General features: G+C 44.2%; 13 protein-coding genes. 6 read left to right on the forward strand and 7 right to left on the reverse strand.

Annotated features, from left to right (window positions below; translation table 11 throughout):
* Positions 1-194: 194 nt before the first annotated feature.
* The 5 genes from H8S84_RS03350 (at position 195) to H8S84_RS03370 (ending at position 3,464) form a co-directional block, all read left to right on the forward strand.
* Positions 195-890 (forward strand): hypothetical protein, encoded by a 696-nt coding sequence (locus tag H8S84_RS03350; protein ID WP_222621564.1) that lies wholly within the window; start codon positions 195-197, stop codon positions 888-890.
* A 231-nt stretch (positions 891-1,121) separates the two neighbouring features.
* Entirely contained in the window at positions 1,122-1,646 is a 525-nt protein-coding gene (locus tag H8S84_RS03355; RefSeq protein ID WP_187065846.1) for a hypothetical protein, read from the forward strand.
* 38 nt (positions 1,647-1,684) lie between these two features.
* A complete protein-coding gene (locus tag H8S84_RS03360) occupies positions 1,685-2,434 on the forward strand; it encodes a hypothetical protein (protein ID WP_187065847.1) in 750 nt (249 codons plus the stop codon).
* Positions 2,435-2,450: 16 nt separating this feature from the next.
* Positions 2,451-2,954: a cyanophycinase gene (locus tag H8S84_RS03365; protein ID WP_187065848.1), complete on the forward strand. Its 504-nt coding sequence runs from the start codon at positions 2,451-2,453 to the stop codon at positions 2,952-2,954.
* A 78-nt stretch (positions 2,955-3,032) separates the two neighbouring features.
* The gene (locus tag H8S84_RS03370) at positions 3,033-3,464 is read left to right on the forward strand and encodes a hypothetical protein (RefSeq protein ID WP_187065849.1); all 432 of its coding nucleotides are present in this window, start codon (positions 3,033-3,035) and stop codon (positions 3,462-3,464) included.
* A 345-nt stretch (positions 3,465-3,809) separates the two neighbouring features.
* Here the strand turns inward: H8S84_RS03370 and H8S84_RS03375 are convergent, their stop codons facing one another.
* The 7 genes from H8S84_RS03375 to H8S84_RS03405 all read right to left on the reverse strand — a co-directional run bounded on the left by H8S84_RS03375 (position 3,810) and on the right by H8S84_RS03405 (position 11,993).
* Positions 3,810-5,393, reverse strand: coding sequence for an amidohydrolase family protein (locus tag H8S84_RS03375; RefSeq protein WP_187065850.1), 1,584 nt, complete (start codon positions 5,391-5,393; stop codon positions 3,810-3,812).
* 155 nt (positions 5,394-5,548) lie between these two features.
* Positions 5,549-6,988 carry a M20/M25/M40 family metallo-hydrolase gene (locus H8S84_RS03380; protein ID WP_230407027.1) on the reverse strand — a complete coding sequence of 480 codons (1,440 nt, stop codon included), beginning with the start codon at positions 6,986-6,988 and terminating at the stop codon, positions 5,549-5,551.
* An 873-nt stretch (positions 6,989-7,861) separates the two neighbouring features.
* A complete protein-coding gene (locus H8S84_RS03385) occupies positions 7,862-8,296 on the reverse strand; it encodes an ester cyclase (RefSeq protein ID WP_187065852.1) in 435 nt (144 codons plus the stop codon).
* A gap of 134 nt (positions 8,297-8,430) precedes the next feature.
* Positions 8,431-9,069: an NAD(P)H:quinone oxidoreductase gene (gene wrbA, locus H8S84_RS03390; RefSeq protein WP_230407028.1), complete on the reverse strand. Its 639-nt coding sequence runs from the start codon at positions 9,067-9,069 to the stop codon at positions 8,431-8,433.
* Positions 9,070-9,186: 117 nt separating this feature from the next.
* Entirely contained in the window at positions 9,187-9,984 is a 798-nt protein-coding gene (locus H8S84_RS03395) for an arylamine N-acetyltransferase family protein (protein WP_187065853.1), read from the reverse strand.
* A 120-nt stretch (positions 9,985-10,104) separates the two neighbouring features.
* Complete coding sequence (locus H8S84_RS03400) at positions 10,105-10,920, reverse strand: helix-turn-helix domain-containing protein (protein ID WP_187065854.1); 816 nt, start codon at positions 10,918-10,920, stop codon at positions 10,105-10,107.
* Between the two features lie 425 nt (positions 10,921-11,345).
* Complete coding sequence (locus H8S84_RS03405) at positions 11,346-11,993, reverse strand: trimeric intracellular cation channel family protein (RefSeq protein ID WP_187065855.1); 648 nt, start codon at positions 11,991-11,993, stop codon at positions 11,346-11,348.
* 356 nt (positions 11,994-12,349) lie between these two features.
* On the opposite strand from H8S84_RS03405, the gene purL reads away from it, so the two are divergent.
* The gene (gene purL, locus H8S84_RS03410; RefSeq protein WP_187065856.1) at positions 12,350-16,036 is read left to right on the forward strand and encodes a phosphoribosylformylglycinamidine synthase; all 3,687 of its coding nucleotides are present in this window, start codon (positions 12,350-12,352) and stop codon (positions 16,034-16,036) included.
* The last annotated feature ends 287 nt before the right edge of the window (positions 16,037-16,323 follow it).

The raw sequence follows: 16,323 nt of genomic DNA on the forward strand, positions 1-16,323 counted from the left end.
CATCTTTTGCAGCGGCAATAGTGCACTCTATGCGCTGATTCTTGATTTACAAACTTCCTATTAAAAAACATAAAACGCTATAAATAAATCACTTGCACAACAACAGCGTAACTAAGGCGTAAACTATTAAGTGTATCGTAACAGAACACAAGCATGAATAACATGGCACTTACATGCCATAAACTACAAGAACTATGAAAAAACTACTGAACATTCTTTTGGCAGGAATTACCGGTACTGCTATTATAATGGCCTGTACCAACGGCACCTCCACCACTGCCAACACAACAGAGGCCACTGCAGTGACAACGGAGGCCGTGCAGACAACTCAGGCAAACCAGAACCAGGATGCCAGGGCCATGGTAAAGGACTGGCCTGAAACTGCAAAAATGGCTGCCAACAATATGATTGACAAGTATGGGCAGCCGCACGGCATCACACCTCACATGCTAATTTGGCATGATACTGGGCCCTTTAAACGAACTATTGTCTATAAAGAGGAAGTACAACACGACTTCCCTATGCCGCACAAGGACGTGCTGGAGCAATTTGTCAACTACCAGGTACCGGCCGATAAATTTGATGAACTGGCCATGTATGACGGCAGCGTAATCGCTGAGCGAACAAAAGGGGAGCTTTCGGCACGCTGCGACAAAGAAGGAGCCAACATCCTCGCTCTTAATTTAGCTGATGACATCATAAAAGGCAAGCGCACGGTGGATGAGGCGCGACAACTCTACGCAGACGCTATAATGCAGATGCTTCAAGGTCAGAAGCCTGCATACATGCAGAGCCTGCAGTTCAGTCCTCCTGCACAGAACGTGGGCTTTACCGATAAAACCGTTATGGATATGTCTAAGGTAAAGCAGTTGAAGCAGGATAAACAATAGACAGTCAATCACCTTTTAAATGAGATATTAATCAAACAAAAGCCTGTAGAGCAGAAGTTCTACAGGCTTTTGTTAATGCCTCTTATTCATTTCAGACTGAAGTAAGTGAAGCATCAGATCAGACAAAAGCTAACCTTTATGAGACCAAATAGTACCTAACAATTGAACACATGCTAATTCTACTTGTTGCTACTACCTATAGCATTACTCAAGTCAATTATTGAATAAACTATGAAAAACAGAAACCAACAGACTGACCACAGACTAGAAGATGTACAAGCTGATATTGCCCGCGTAGCAACTGGAATAGGCATTGGCATAGTGGCCGGCTTGGTAGGAACCGCCGTGATGACAGCTGCCCAAATGATAGAGATGAAGTTTAGCGGCCGTAAATCCAGTGATACCCCCTATAAGGCGGTAAAGAAAACATTCGGTGTGGAGGCACAATCTAAAGAAGACAAGGAGCTGATAACAAATGCCGCTCATATCGCTTACGGTACTACCTGGGGGGTGCCAAGAGGTTTGATGGCGGTCTTCGGAGCAGATGGAGCTGTAGCTACAACGACACATTTCGGTGCCGTGTGGGGCACAGAGCTGAGCCTGCTGCCGGCAATGGATGTCATGGAGCCTGTCACCACCTGGAAACCCAAGGCCATCGCGGAGGATGCCATGTTCCATGGTGTTTATGCCATCGCAACGGGCATTACGGCAGACATCTTAGCCAAATGGCTCAAGGAGGCAGAAGGGAATAATTAATTTGATCTATTCTATTACAAGCTAAAACAATTAATACTATGAAAAACAAACTTTTACTTATAACAGTGCTGTTCCTGGCAGCTTTACTTCCTCAACAGCTGCTGGCGCAGGGGCAGGTTGCTAGCAGGCTGATCAGGGGATCTAATTTCCAGATAGGAGTAGGTTATGAATACCAACGGGTTGACCTGGAAAACCTGAATCGGACGATTACGTCCTCTGGCTTTCCTGAGCTCTCTGAGAGCATACATTCAGTGAGCTTTCTGGCTCAGAACATATCAGATGACTGGATGCTGACGCTGAGGACTTCCTACTCCTTAGAGAATGAAGAGAGCTTTGGGAGTAAAGAGATAGCGTACCGTAACCAGCAGTTCTCCCTTGGCTTGGGGTACAATGTGCTTTCCTCCGATAAAGCCCGTTTACTGCCCAGCGCCACGGCCACACTAGCCAGAAACATCCTGCTTATTCAGGACAAGGCCAATACATCTGCCAGCTTTCAGAACCTCCTACAAAACCCTGCCCAGGAGGCGGACCTGCGCAACTTTGCGTACTTAGCGGATGTGGGATTGGCTTATCACTACCAGTTCTACAGAAGGGACCGGGACAACGAAACAGGTAAAAGGTCCACCTGGGTGCCTGTCATCCTCAAAGCAGGCTATAAATTCCAGCTTGGTGAGAGTGAGTTCAATTTTGACGGCGACGATGTAGCCGGCGTACCGGAAATATCCCTGGGAGGTTTTTACGCCTCTGTTCACATTGGCCTCGGCACAAGGTTACTACCTATAAAGTAAAGTACGTAGGTATGGTATGGTTCCCAAGGGCAAGATAGTGGCGATAGGCGGCAACGAGGACAAAGGCAGCTATCCGCTCCCACTCACCGAGGACCGCTCCCAGCGCATCCTGTTCTTTGAGCAAGGGATCTTGAAGCGCATCCATGATGAGCTCTATGGTATCGGCACGCGCATAGAAGTGATCATGACTGCCACCAGCATTCCGGAAGAACTGTACCAGGCCTACCTGCAAGGATTTATGATGTTGGGGTGCGACAACGTAGGCCATCTGGCTTTAGCTGACAGAGAACAGGCCGATAGTCCTGCAACACTGCAACGCCTGCGCAAAGCCGATGCCGTCATGTTTACCGGAGGCGATCAATTACGGATTACAGCAGCATTCAGAGACACGGCCGCACTGCAACTGTTAAAGCAGCGCTACCTGCACGAGGATAAGTTTCTGGTAGCCGGAACAAGTGCCGGCGCCATGGGCCTGTGTCAGGTTTTAAGAAGTCTTATAAAAAATTACCACCACATTTGATGGCACAGATTTAAAAAGACTTTTATTCAAGAAGAGTCACTGTCTCCTACTATATTTACATTCCCAACTTTACAAACGATGAAACAAGTACTTTTAGTCCTTGCGCTTGTGTTTAGCGCCTACATTTCTTTTGCCCAGCAAGCCCCGGCAGCCGATGATCCCTGCCACCAGCCGATACTGGAACTATATGACGACAACCGACGAAAGCTGCCAGAGGGAGCCATGCCCCGCGGTAAAGCGACCCTGATCGTGCGAAACAACCCGGCCTGCGATAAGCCGCAAATCTTCTCTGTGAAAAGCGCTAGATATTATCACGTAAGGGGGGCCATCCCCTTGAACACAGTGACTTTCTCTGGCCCGACGACGGACTTCACTGGACTTGCGAAAGTGTATAAACCGGGCGACCGTCTCCTTTTCGAGGTGTTAGAAATTATCTGCTATAACAAGAAAGGCGAGGAGACAGGCAAGTTCCCTGGCGGAGTGGTAAAGAGTTGGCCGCTTAACAGATAATTTCCTCAACAGAGAATATGAATTTCTTCTGGTTTACAAGCTTACATGTACAGAGCTTTTGGACCTTGTCACTTACCCCAACTTGAATTAAGGCGCCTTCAAGGATTGTTTAATCCTTATGTAAATAATTCGATAATTCAATCTTTTGCACTACAAAAGCCTTCAGTTAACGCTGGAGGCCTTTATATTTCAATTTGGATACTATTCGGATACCACGGCAGTCATCTAACTCAAGGTTTTTACACATCCTACTTCTGAAAAGGCCTCGTTCATTTGGAGTCTGAAGTGTTAGCGAAGGTTGAGGCAAAAATTTGTAAGCAACTCTTTTTATCTACATTGTCAATATTACTCCTTCATCCCTGGTTGTAAGATTTTATAGCCTGTCTTTTCTTTCTCATCTGCCACCATTTTAGCCACATCTTTTAACAGGGCTTTTGCGTCGTAAATTATGCCGTCTTTGATAGTATATTTCACACCTCCAACACGAATAACATCATTGTTTTCTGTAAGTTTTATAGCACCTGTACCATACAGCACTTTCAGGTTTGCGAGTGGGTTTTCCTCTACAATCACAAAGTCAGCCAACTTACCGATCTCTACCGAACCAATTTTATCATCCATACCCAAGGCTTCTGCGCCGTTGAGTGTAGCAGCCCGTATTACTTCCAAAGGATGAAAGCCCGCTTCACGCAGAAGCTCCAATTCCCTGATATAGGCAAAGCCATACAACTGAAAAATGAAACCAGAGTCAGATCCTGTTGTAACCCGACCTCCCCTGTTTTTATATTCGTTGACAAACGTCATCCAAAGAGTATAGTTCTTCTTCCAATCTACTTCCTGCTCAGTACCCCAGTAATGCCAATATGAGCCATGCGATACTTTGCTGGGCTGGTAAAAATCCCATAAGGATGGCAAAGTATAAGTTTCGTGCCATTCAGCACGGGTAGCACGCATCAGGTCGCGGCTTGCTTCATAGATGTTAAAAGTAGGGTCGATGGTGAAATCCAGGGATAGTAATTCATTCATCACTTGATTCCATTTTTCTGAATAAGGCGGAGCAGCCTGTTGCCATAACTTTCCAGCCTCACCAAAGCGGTCCTGTTCATTATTGTAATTATAGTCAGCTGGATAATGTTGAATGGTGCGGTCTGTAAAAAGTGCTTCAGGTAAGCCATACCAATGTTCCATAGAGGTAAGGCCAGCTTTTGCGGAATGCAATACGTTCCAGCGGGCCACATCCATTTGTGCATGGTGTCCGGCAGATCGAAGGCCAGCTTTCTTATTTTCTTCCAAAGCGGCGGACATGATTTTAGGACTAGCTGCAAAGAACTTAATACCGTCTGCCCCCTTAGAGGCATTGTCCTTTACCCATTTTCGTGCCATTTCAGGTGTGCTGATAGGCTCCTTGCTTCCCTGCCCGAAAGCTGTATAAGCTAGTATACGTGGTGCTGTAATCTCATTTTTAGCACTCTTTCTTTTATGGTCCAGCACCCAATCCAGCCCATTACCAGCAGAGGGGTCTCTTACAGTAGTAATACCATGAGCAAGCCACAGCTTAAATACATATTCTGCATCTGTACCTTGTGCCTTACCTCCTATGTGGCCGTGCATGTCCACAAACCCAGGTAGCAGGTACATACCAGTTGCATCAAGCTCCTTGCCACCCTCTTTCAATTGTGGTCTGTCAGCCGGAACAATTTTTACCCCCGGATAACCAACAGTTTTAATATTGACAATCTTGTTATTTTCTACTACAATATCTACTGGCCCGGTTGGAGGCGCACCATTGCCATTAATTAACGTAACACCACGAATAATAAGCTGTGGCCATGGACCTTCACCTTCCTGCCTTGGAGGCGCTTTTTTTATCTGAGCCAGCGATATGAAGTATATGGAACAGAATAAAATAGTGAGTAGATGTCTATTCATTAAACTTGACTTTGATTAGGTTATTCTAATGTATAAAATACTTCGAGCCTAAAACATCACTTATATATGATCAACTAGAGTGGACTAGAGAACTAGCTTAGCTATAATAAGTTGAAAATTAGACTAGGCAAAATTTCTGGAGCTACCCTGTAGCTCTACCTGATCTGCATGATTGCGGCAATCGTTTCTATGCCTTCCCACAGGTAATTGATCTTTACGTTTTCATTTTCAGCGTGCTGGTTATTATCATAGTTCACGATTGGCACCGCTATCACCTTTGACCCTAATATTTCTTCGAACAGGTATAAAGGCAAGCTTCCTCCCATTGAAGGAATAAGTACTAAAGGTTCCTTAGTAGTGGACTGCACTGCAGTTTGTATGCTTTGCGCAATAGGCAGGTCCATGGGAGTGCGCTGTGCATTGTAGCCATGTTTCAACTCTATCCTGATCAGGTTCGGGTATTTGCTTCGCTCCTCTTCTGTAGGCTCTCCATTTATAACATGGTACCCTTCGCCCTTGATGTGCGCTATGACTTTCTCAGCCTGGTTTTTGTAGTCGTTGCCCTTTACCAGGCGCAAGTCAAGCATAGCTTCTGCCTTGGTAGGGATCACATTGCTGGCAAGTGGACCTACATTAGCACTCTGCATGCCATTGATGTTTAGCGTGGGTAACATGATTCCTTCAATAAGGGATCTATCAGGACTCTCAGGGGTATGAACGCCAAGCTCCTTCTTCAATAACGCATCCTGATCCGGTATTTGTGACAGCGCTTTTTTCTCAGATGCTGTAAGCGGTATTATGTCATCATAGAAACCATTGATTAGCACCTTTCCATTTTCATCTTTCATGGAAGAAAGCAAGTGTGCCAGTTTTAAGGCAGGATTAGGAGCCCAGTTACCGTAGTTACCGCTATGGAGCGGTCGCTTAGCACCATAAACTGTAAGCGCCATATTTACGTCTCCGCGCACCCCATACACAATAGTCTTCCTTCCGGAAACGTGCCGGGGTCCATCTATAATTACCCAACAGTCAGCCTGTAGCTTTTGCTTGTTTCTCTTAAAAATCTCATCAAGGTGAATAGAGCCTACCTCTTCTTCCCCTTCAAACAAAAACTTAATGTTAACATTTAATTTCCGACCTGTTTTTACAAGTGCATCGTAGGCATTTAAAATTGCCATTACACCCGCTTTGTCATCGGCTGCTCCCCTTCCCGAAATGCGCCACTCCTGATTAATTTCACCACCTTTTTTGTAAGGCCCTATTATTTTGCCGCCGTTCTCAAGTGGCGCGGTTATCAGCACAGGTTCAAAGGGTTTCAACCCCTCATGCCATTGCTTTGGATTAACCGGCTGTCCGTCGTAGTGTGCATAAAATCCGATACTCTTGGTAGCACCGGGTGTTTTAATTTCTCCGAAAACGGCTGGAGTTACACCGGCTGTAATACCCGAGAGCAGTTCTGCTTCTATACCTTTGCGCTTCATCATCTCAACAATGAAATCTGCATTCCTACGGATGTTAACTGTGTCGGTAGACACATTGGGAATAGCCAAAAACTGAACGTATTCTTCAAGCAGCTGCTTATCGTTACTTTTCAAATGCTTTGCTACAGTTTGAGCCTGTAGAGATCCGCTGACACACGACACAAATAGTAAGAGAGCAAGGCCTTTAAAAATATCTTTTGTCATAAGGGCTACACAGTTATACTTTTGAAAGTTAGTGCGATTGTTATTGCTCAGGTAATATAAGCAACTATCTCAAGAATAAGATATACTTTATGATTGATTGCAAAAGTGAAATACCGCCAAGCAAAGAATTTCCTATTTCTTACCACCAGATAAACTACTTCGAAGTAAAATAATTATGCTAATGCCTTTAGTTGTGAGATGCTTATAATTAAACGTTCTGCACAAGACTTTATATCTCTATCCAACGCCTCTATTTGCATTAGTTGTACATATACTATAACACTTATCTAAGTGATTTATGGCTTGCTTTAACATTACTAAAAGAGTTAAGTTACTAATGCTAGTTTTCAATAAAAGCTTAAGAGTAATGGTAAAGAGGCCGAGGATACATTAAGCTACCATTTCAGCTTATGGTATAATGAACAAAAGGAAAGTTACAGCCTTATAGGTATGAAGATTTGACCATAGCTACTAACTAAAAGTATTTAATATTTAAGCTGATGGAAACAAGCCCAATCATCTTAACACTTACGCTTGATGAGCAAGCGGCTTCATCTTTTACTGCCCAACGGGAAAAGCTTTTTCCACGCGAACGAAACTTCCTGAAAGCGCACTTAACACTTTTTCACCGGCTCCCACAGCAAGAAACACTCATCACTGAAACTCTGTTCGAGGTGTGTGCCAAGCAGAATCAGATGCGCCTGCACGTCGCAGCCCCTATAAGCATAGTAAACACTTCTGCTACAGCTAAGGATAAATCCTCTGCCTGCTGTTATATGTCAATTAATTCAATGGTAATCCAATCTGGCGAGCCAGTGAAGCACTATCTCTTGTGCCCCACCTTTGTTGAATTTTCCCATCCCTGATTATAAACCACTCCATAGCTGCAACTTCAAAAGATTTACCAGTTGGCTCATGTCCCATAAAAGAACCTTTAAAGATTCCTCTCTCTGTATACCTGACAGCGACATCATCACCTTCCGCTATCATGCCTTCTATAGTTAGTTGTATTCCCAGGCCTGTGATAAGCTGCCGCCAAACTTCAGTAGCCCTTTCCATATTAGCTTTCCCTAAAACACCTTGTATCTCTGCATCGGATGCGAACAGTGCTACCAAAGCATCTAAATCACCCTTATTGAAAGCGTCGGCATATTGTTGCACAATTTTCATATTCTGCTCCTGTTGTTTAGTTTCGAGAGTTTTTACTTCTAGTTCCATAGTTTTATTAATCATAATTTGTTTTGATTTATTGATTTCTAAGGCAAATTTTTAGCGACCCTTCTCTTATTTGCAGCCTGCCTGCATGAGTTATTTCAGCAGCTGGCATAAAACGCTAAGCAGGATGCTGCGCTTTATGCTTCCTGAAGTGCTTGGTGGCTGCTTATCTTCAGCCCATATTGCACGCCGAGGGCCACCGTTATAGTTCTTCTCACCTGATGCATTACCGCTAGGCGGGTTTCTTCTTTTAGCTCTACTCCTGCTGTTACACTGGTGCCGTAAGGATTGCCTCCCGCCGCAAAAACAGCTGGATCTGTATAACCTGGTGCAGCAATGATAGCACCCCAGTGAAACATAGTGGTATATAGTCCCAGTATGGTTGTCTCCTGACCTCCATGCGGATTGCTAGCACTGACCATGGCGCTTACCACCTTGTTTGCAAGTTTTCCTGTAAACCACAGGCCGCCGGTAGTATCCAGGAACTGCTTTACCTGCGACGGCATGTTTCCATAGCGGGTAGGAATGCTGAAAACATAAGCGTCTGCCCACACCAGGTCATCCAAACTCACAACTGGTACATCCTCAGTTGCCTTCAGGTGTGCTTTCCAGGCTGGGTTGGCATCAATAGCGGATTGCGCGGCAAGTTCAGGGACTTTGCAAATTCTTACCTCAGCGCCCATCTCCCTGGCACCCTTTGCAGCCCACTGGGCCAGTTGGTAATTGGTGCCGGTCGCGCTGTAATAAATTACAGCCAGTTTAACGTTTGTCATCATATGTAATGAATTTTTTGTTTTAAAAAGAATTCTTGAAAGCCTCTAACAAATTAAAATTAGAAACAACAGGCACCTTTACGGCGATGCCTAAAATACAGTGTGCTAACAAGATCTGGTTTAAGCAATGGAGGACTCACCAAGGCTGGTATAGGCAATCTGAAGCCTTATGTTGAAATGCTGCGCCAAGAACTCATCGAAGGCAGTTGCAGTCGGAACAGCAGTCTCCTGTTTTTCTTTCCCTTCCCTTACAACCAGTTTATCAGCTGTTAGAGTTATTCTGCCTTTTATTGTTGGGCGGGTACAGAGTGCTTGTTTGTTGAAAGGCGCCTGTGGGGCATGCTGATGAAACTCACACAAGGCCGAGAACTCCTCTAGTTGTCTCGGTACAAGGGCAAATTTGAACATTTGCTGATACAGCACATCATCTTCGGATTTTTCCAGCAACACTTCTCCTGCAGGTAATTGGCTGAGACGGTAATAGGTCCCATACTGGTTTTGCGCCTTGCCATACTGCAGTTTCAGGGGCTCTATAAAGGCATCGCCAAAACCCACATCTATAAGGTACTGCTCCTCTCCTATTGTAGTGATCAGAGCGATGTGGCCAAAATCCGCGCCGTAGATACCTATGTGGGGCACATATACGTTGCAAGAGATAAAGTAAGATTCGAACCCGATGCCATCGAGCAGCTGCTTAAAGGCGCCGTTCAGCTCGTAGCAAATGCCCCCACGACCGTTGTCCACTATTTTACGATAGAAGCGTTCTTGGTCGAGAACAATAGGGGTTTTACCCACCACATCCAGGTTTTCGAAAGGAACGTTTAGCGTGTGGGCTTTGTGCAGTGCAAACAGTGTTTCTTCAGTTACTGTAAGCCCCTGATTGAAACCGATTCGATGAAGATAAGAAAGTAAATTCATGGAAAATTGATTAAAGTTTATTATTGATTTTATATTAATATTTCACTTTAGACATGGAGTTTCCTGTCCACTTTTTTTTGGCGGATTGGTTACTGGGAGAATGGTTATCTTAAGGGTAGTCTATTGAACAGGCAGCAGCCAGTCAATTAGTAGGTTGTCGAGACTCCTCCCGTCCGGAAGGCTATGATATTTAAAATATGAGACATCATCCCGGTGTTGGAAGCCTGATTGTTCAGAGAGATGCTTTCCTATCAACAGACAGCTGTTCTTCATTTCTTCGAAGGGACAGCAAAAAGTATAACTGACAAACTTACCTCCAGACAACTGACTCTGAAAAAACTTGTTTTTGGGTAATGTTACACTAGGCTTTGCAAGAATCGCTGCATCATATCGGTTCGAACCAGGATTTACCGTTTGGCAACCATACAAGATACCATAGTATTCAAAATCATCTTCCTTTAATCCGCTCACTTGCAGGTACTCTTTCACCTCTTTCCAGACCTTGTAGGTATCAGGGGAAAAATAATTACCTAAGCTTGGGAAAAGAAGAGCCTGCGGATGAGAGAGCACCACTGTTTTTGCCTTTAGGGAAAGATATCCCTCTAGAGCAGCAATGCTGTTCTTAAATTGGTTGTTCTCCCGGTAAGCCTTAGGAGAACAGCTCATGATGTCTTTGAAGGCTCTAGAAAAAGCACTGTTGTTGTTGTAACCAACCAGAAACTTTATTTCAGATACCGGCACCCGGGTAAGTGCTAGCAGATAAGCCGCCGTTCCTACACGTTGACGCTTTATGTAGTTGCCTATGGGTTCATTCAGCTCGTCTTTCAGCATTCGATGAAGGTGAAAAGGCGAATACCCACTCAACCGGGCAAGCTTTTCAAGCGAGATCTCCTCATCGAGGTGATGCGTGATATGGTGCAGTACTTCCCTAATCATAGCTTTGATTACTTTAAATGAACATTACAAAGATACAACACCGTAATCTAGATAAGTGTGCAGATCTTGCTACTTCACAAAAGTTCTTGAACAGAGACAATATTTAAAAAAACTGTTGAAAATATAACAAAACTCTTAGCCTCAATTAATCTGATCACCTAAAAGGGAAGCCTAAAATTATCTTCACCATCGGCTTATAGTGATCCTATAACAGACCTGGAAAGCAACTAACTTACACCCAGTATATAATCTAAGAACTGAATAGAACAACAGTTTAGAGTACAATTGATAGAATAAAAGAGTATTTCGTAGTTACGCTATATTATACTTTACAAGTCCATCAAGCATACTTTACTCAGTTGTGAACATTGCTAAAAGCATACGTTGCTGTAAACCCAATGATGTTCAATGATGTTGAGATGATTTTATTCATTCCTGTCTTCTTTTGTCTTGTCTAAGTTCAGGATTGGTAACTGGATATGATATTTCACGGCAATCAGTCTAATAAAGATCACAGTTGCAGCAGCTAATATCTCCACTACAGGAAATAAAATATCGAACTGATAGCAAACGAAAAATACCAAACCACCTGCGATGCAGGCCAACGCATAAATATCTTTCCGGAACAGCAAGGGCACTTCGTTAATAAGGACATCGCGAATTACGCCACCTACTGTGCCTGTTATAGCCCCCATCATTATACATACCCAGAACGGCAACCCAGCATCAAAACTTTTGGATATGCCTACTGTAGTAAATAATCCAAGTCCGACGGTATCAAATATAAACAGCGTATTCCCTAGCCTTAGCAGCTTCTCCTTAAAGATAATGGCTACCAGTAAGGCAATACCTGTAATAAGCAGATAAGTGGCATCTAACATCCAAAAAGGCTTCACATCCAACAGCAGGTCCCTAATAGTACCGCCACCGATGGCAGTAACTAAGCCAATAACGTAAGCACCAAACCAATCAATGTTCTTGCCTGAGGCTAATCTTATACCGCTTACAGCAAAAGCAAATGTCCCAAATAGGTCCAAAATCTTTATAAAACTAAACTCTGCTAATAAGTCCATTATATGTTTACCAAAAGTTTTGCCATATGCATTAGTGGCATCAAGTAGGGGGACAAGATACTAAATCAGAATTTATCTGTTGGGGAAGTTATAGATGAAGTAAGCAGTTCTTCATGAATTATAACATCATTCTCATTAGCTTACGCATAATTTGTAGAATGATAGCCATACTTTCGTTACAGCTAATATCTATTACAGTATAACCATCACTAGCTGCCACTTAACCCATATCCTGAACATTGCAGTAAATCGTTACCAAAAGTTTAAGAAAAGGAAGTATAAATATCATGTTCCCTGATGCACATTGCCCATTTTTAAAATATTAACGGTAACTTTATGACTTGAAAAAAATAAGCATGCTTCACTTCTTTTTTAATCAACCAGATACAGTTTACGCCCTGCAAAAAGAGGGAAAACTGACCCCGACCGACATTCAAAAGCTTGAATGGTTATTCGGCAACGCCACTCTAAAACAGGAAACTGTGCTGAGTGGCTTTTTTGTTGGCCCTCGTGCTGCCATGATCACCCCATGGAGTACCAATGCCGTGGAAATCACACAGAACATGGGTATTGAGGGAATCACCCGGATCGAAGAGTTTAAAATAGTAGCAGAAGATTTCACGGACTTTGACCCGATGCTTTCTCAAAAGTATAAGGGTCTTGATCAGGACATCTACGACATACATATACAGCCGGAGCCTGTACTGCCAGTTACAGACATCTCAGCCTATAACAAGCAGGAAGGACTGTCGCTTAGTGATGAAGAAGTTGATTATCTAAACAAACTCTCTGAAAGATTAGGCAGACCGCTTACAGACTCTGAAGTGTTCGGGTTTTCTCAGGTTAATTCGGAACATTGCCGCCACAAAATCTTCAATGGCAAGTTTGTGATTGATGGAGAAGAGAAACCGACTTCGCTTTTCAAACTAATCCGTAAAACATCCGAAGCCAACCCTAACGATATAGTTTCGGCTTATAAAGATAACGTGGCTTTTGTGAAGGGGCCGATGGTACAGCAGTTTGCACCTAAACGTGCCGATATACCTGACTTTTACCAAATAAGTGATTTCGAATCGGTTATCTCGATTAAAGCAGAAACGCACAATTTCCCGACTACTGTAGAACCATTTAATGGTGCCGCCACAGGTTCTGGGGGTGAGATCAGAGACAGACTAGCTGGTGGCCAGGGAGCGCTTCCGTTGGCAGGTACGGCTGTTTACATGACGGCTTTATCTCGACTGGAAAAAGACCGCCCATGGGAAAAGGCAACGCAGGAAAGAAAGTGGCTGTACCAAACGCCGATGGACATCCTGATCAAAGCCTCTAACGGTGCTACGGATTTCGGTAACAAGTTTGGTCAGCCTTTGATTACCGGTTCTGTTCTAACCTTCGAACACGACGAAAAAACAGAAGAGGTAGAGACACCTAGAAAACTGGGCTACGACAAAGTAATTATGCTGGCTGGTGGCGTTGGCTACGGCAAAGCAAGCCAGGCACAAAAAGGACATCCAAAAACCGGTGATAAGATTGTTATACTTGGCGGTGAGAACTATCGCATTGGTATGGGCGGAGCAGCCGTATCTTCTGCCGACACAGGTGAGCACGGAACAGGCATTGAATTGAATGCTATCCAGCGCTCCAACCCTGAGATGCAGAAACGTGCCGCCAATGCCATACGTGGCTTAGTGGAGAGCGAGCATAACCCGATAGTTTCGATACACGACCACGGTGCCGGCGGCCACTTAAACTGCCTATCTGAGTTAGTAGAAGAAACTGGGGGTAATATTGATTTGGATAAATTGCCTGTTGGCGACCCTACCCTATCTGCAAAAGAACTTATCGGCAACGAGTCGCAGGAGCGTATGGGATTGGTGATTGGCGAAAAAGACATTGATACCCTACAAAAAATCGCTGAACGAGAGCGTGCTCCGATGTACACCGTGGGTGACGTTACCGGTGATCATCGCTTTACCTTCCAGTCAGCATCAACGGGTGCAAAACCAATGGACCTGGAGCTAAGCGACATGTTCGGAAGCTCGCCAAAAGTGGTGATGAACGACAAGTCCGTTTCCAGAAATTACCAGGAAGTAACCTACGATAAAAATCAGCTTCATACTTACCTGGAGCAAGTGTTGCAGTTAGAAGCCGTAGCTTGTAAAGACTGGTTAACAAACAAAGTTGACCGTTGCGTGGGTGGCCGTGTAGCGAAGCAACAGTGTGCCGGTCCGTTGCAATTACCGCTAAACAACTGCGGTGTGATGGCCCTTGATTTCCAGGGCAAAGAAGGGGTGGCTACTTCAATAGGCCACGCTCCTATCTCGGCCCTGATCGATCCGGCGGCAGGTAGCCGTAATGCTATTGGCGAGTCGCTGTCTAATATTGTTTGGGCACCGCTTAAAGATGGTTTAAAGAGTGTATCGCTTTCTGCTAACTGGATGTGGGCATCTAAGAATGAAGGCGAAGACGCCCGACTTTACAAAGCGGTAGAAGCCTGTTCAGATTTCGCTATTGCCTTGGGTATTAACATCCCGACCGGTAAAGACTCGCTTTCGATGAAGCAGAAGTATCAAGACGAAGATGTTATCGCACCGGGTACAGTTATCATATCAGCAGCAGGAAATTGCAGTAATGTTCGCCAGGTAGTGGAGCCAGTATTACAGCGCGATGGCGGTAATATTTACTACATCAACCTGTCTAATGATGCTTACAAATTAGGTGGTTCTTCGTTTGCGCAGATCGTTAATAAAATAGGTAACGAAACACCGGATATCAACGATGCTTCGCTGTTCAAGAACGCCTTCAACACGCTGCAAGGCTTGATCAAAGAAGGCAAAATAGAAGCAGGTCATGACATCGGAAGCGGCGGTTTAATTACAACCCTGCTAGAGATGTGCTTTGCCGACAACAACCTGGGTGCAAGTATAGACCTGACTTCGCTAGGTGAGGAAGATAGCATTAAAGTACTGTTCTCTGAGAACATCGGCGTAGTATTCCAGGCATCTGCAGATGCAGAAGAAACCTTAAAAGCGAACCAAGTACCATTCTATAAAATAGGTACCGCTACATCTTCTGCAACGCTTGAATTGAAAAATGGAGAAGACTCTTATAGCTTCGACATTGCTCAACTTCGTGACACCTGGTTTAAAACCTCATACCTGCTGGACATCAAGCAAAGCGGCCCAGTAAGTGCAAAAGAACGTTTCGACAATTACAAAAATCACGAATTAAAGTATAAATTCCCGGAAGGATTCGACGGTAAGAAGCCTGTTATCAACAGCTCTAATCCAAGAATAAAGGCTGCTATCATCCGCGAAAAAGGAAGTAACTCGGAGCGTGAAATGGCCAATGCCATGTACCTGGCAGGTTTCGATGTGAAAGACGTGCACATGACGGACCTTATCTCAGGAAGAGAAACTCTGGAGGATATCCGTTTCATTGGCGCTGTGGGTGGCTTCTCTAACTCCGATGTACTAGGTTCGGCCAAAGGCTGGGCAGGAGCCTTTATGTACAACGAGAAAGCCAAAACAGCCCTTGAGAATTTCTTTAGCCGCGAAGACACGCTCTCGGTGGGCATTTGCAACGGCTGTCAATTGTTTGTAGAGTTAGGCCTCATAACTAAAGGTCATGAGGAGCCAGCGAAAATGCTGCATAATGTGAGCCAAAAGCACGAAAGCATTTTCACGTCTTTAACTATCCGTGAAAACAAATCGGTAATGCTTTCAAGCCTGGCCGGCAGTACATTAGGGGTTTGGGTATCGCATGGAGAAGGCCGCTTCTGCTTACCACACTTAGAAGATAAATACCAGATTGTTGGCAAGTATGGCTATGAGACCTATCCAGCCTGCCCGAACGGTTCTGACTACAACACTGCCATGATCTGCGACGAAACTGGTCGCCACCTGGTGATGATGCCGCACATTGAGCGTTCGCTTCTACAATGGCAATGGGCGCATTATCCGAAAGGCCGCCACGATGAAGTATCGCCATGGATGGAAGCTTTCGTGAATGCCAGAAAGTGGTTAGAGTCTAACGGAAATAATTAAATACTCCTTTTCATTCTTTAGAGTATAACTGAAAACAGCTGCTTTTTGTCTAAAGAAGCAGCTGTTTTATTTGTGTCTGATTATTCAATTCAGATTTAATTCTCATATAAAATTCCTACTCCCATAGCACCATAGCTACTGTAGTATAACTCAATAAACACTATTCTTGTAAATGCTTTAGGTAATTTTGTGAGGTAAGTATGACTGCTGTCCATATACATTGATAGGCAGAATACATGCTCTATAGCTTATTTAATTAGATGTGATGTATTCTTAGCTAAGGTCTT

Source organism: Pontibacter cellulosilyticus (genome assembly GCF_014306105.1).
GTDB lineage: Bacteria > Bacteroidota > Bacteroidia > Cytophagales > Hymenobacteraceae > Pontibacter > Pontibacter cellulosilyticus.

Excerpts from the sequence above, each read along its gene's own strand:
- H8S84_RS03400 (WP_187065854.1), bottom strand. The coding sequence starts at position 10,920 with ATGATTAGGGAAGTACTGCACCATATCACGCATCACCTCGATGAGGAG.
- H8S84_RS03405 (WP_187065855.1), bottom strand. The coding sequence starts at position 11,993 with ATGGACTTATTAGCAGAGTTTAGTTTTATAAAGATTTTGGACCTATTT.
- H8S84_RS03355 (WP_187065846.1), top strand. The coding sequence starts at position 1,122 with ATGAAAAACAGAAACCAACAGACTGACCACAGACTAGAAGATGTACAA.
- purL (WP_187065856.1), top strand. The coding sequence starts at position 12,350 with ATGCTTCACTTCTTTTTTAATCAACCAGATACAGTTTACGCCCTGCAA.
- H8S84_RS03395 (WP_187065853.1), bottom strand. The coding sequence starts at position 9,984 with ATGAATTTACTTTCTTATCTTCATCGAATCGGTTTCAATCAGGGGCTT.
- wrbA (WP_230407028.1), bottom strand. The coding sequence starts at position 9,069 with ATGATGACAAACGTTAAACTGGCTGTAATTTATTACAGCGCGACCGGC.
- H8S84_RS03365 (WP_187065848.1), top strand. The coding sequence starts at position 2,451 with ATGGTTCCCAAGGGCAAGATAGTGGCGATAGGCGGCAACGAGGACAAA.
- H8S84_RS03375 (WP_187065850.1), bottom strand. The coding sequence starts at position 5,393 with ATGAATAGACATCTACTCACTATTTTATTCTGTTCCATATACTTCATA.
- H8S84_RS03385 (WP_187065852.1), bottom strand. The coding sequence starts at position 8,296 with ATGGAACTAGAAGTAAAAACTCTCGAAACTAAACAACAGGAGCAGAAT.
- H8S84_RS03360 (WP_187065847.1), top strand. The coding sequence starts at position 1,685 with ATGAAAAACAAACTTTTACTTATAACAGTGCTGTTCCTGGCAGCTTTA.
- H8S84_RS03350 (WP_222621564.1), top strand. The coding sequence starts at position 195 with ATGAAAAAACTACTGAACATTCTTTTGGCAGGAATTACCGGTACTGCT.
- H8S84_RS03370 (WP_187065849.1), top strand. The coding sequence starts at position 3,033 with ATGAAACAAGTACTTTTAGTCCTTGCGCTTGTGTTTAGCGCCTACATT.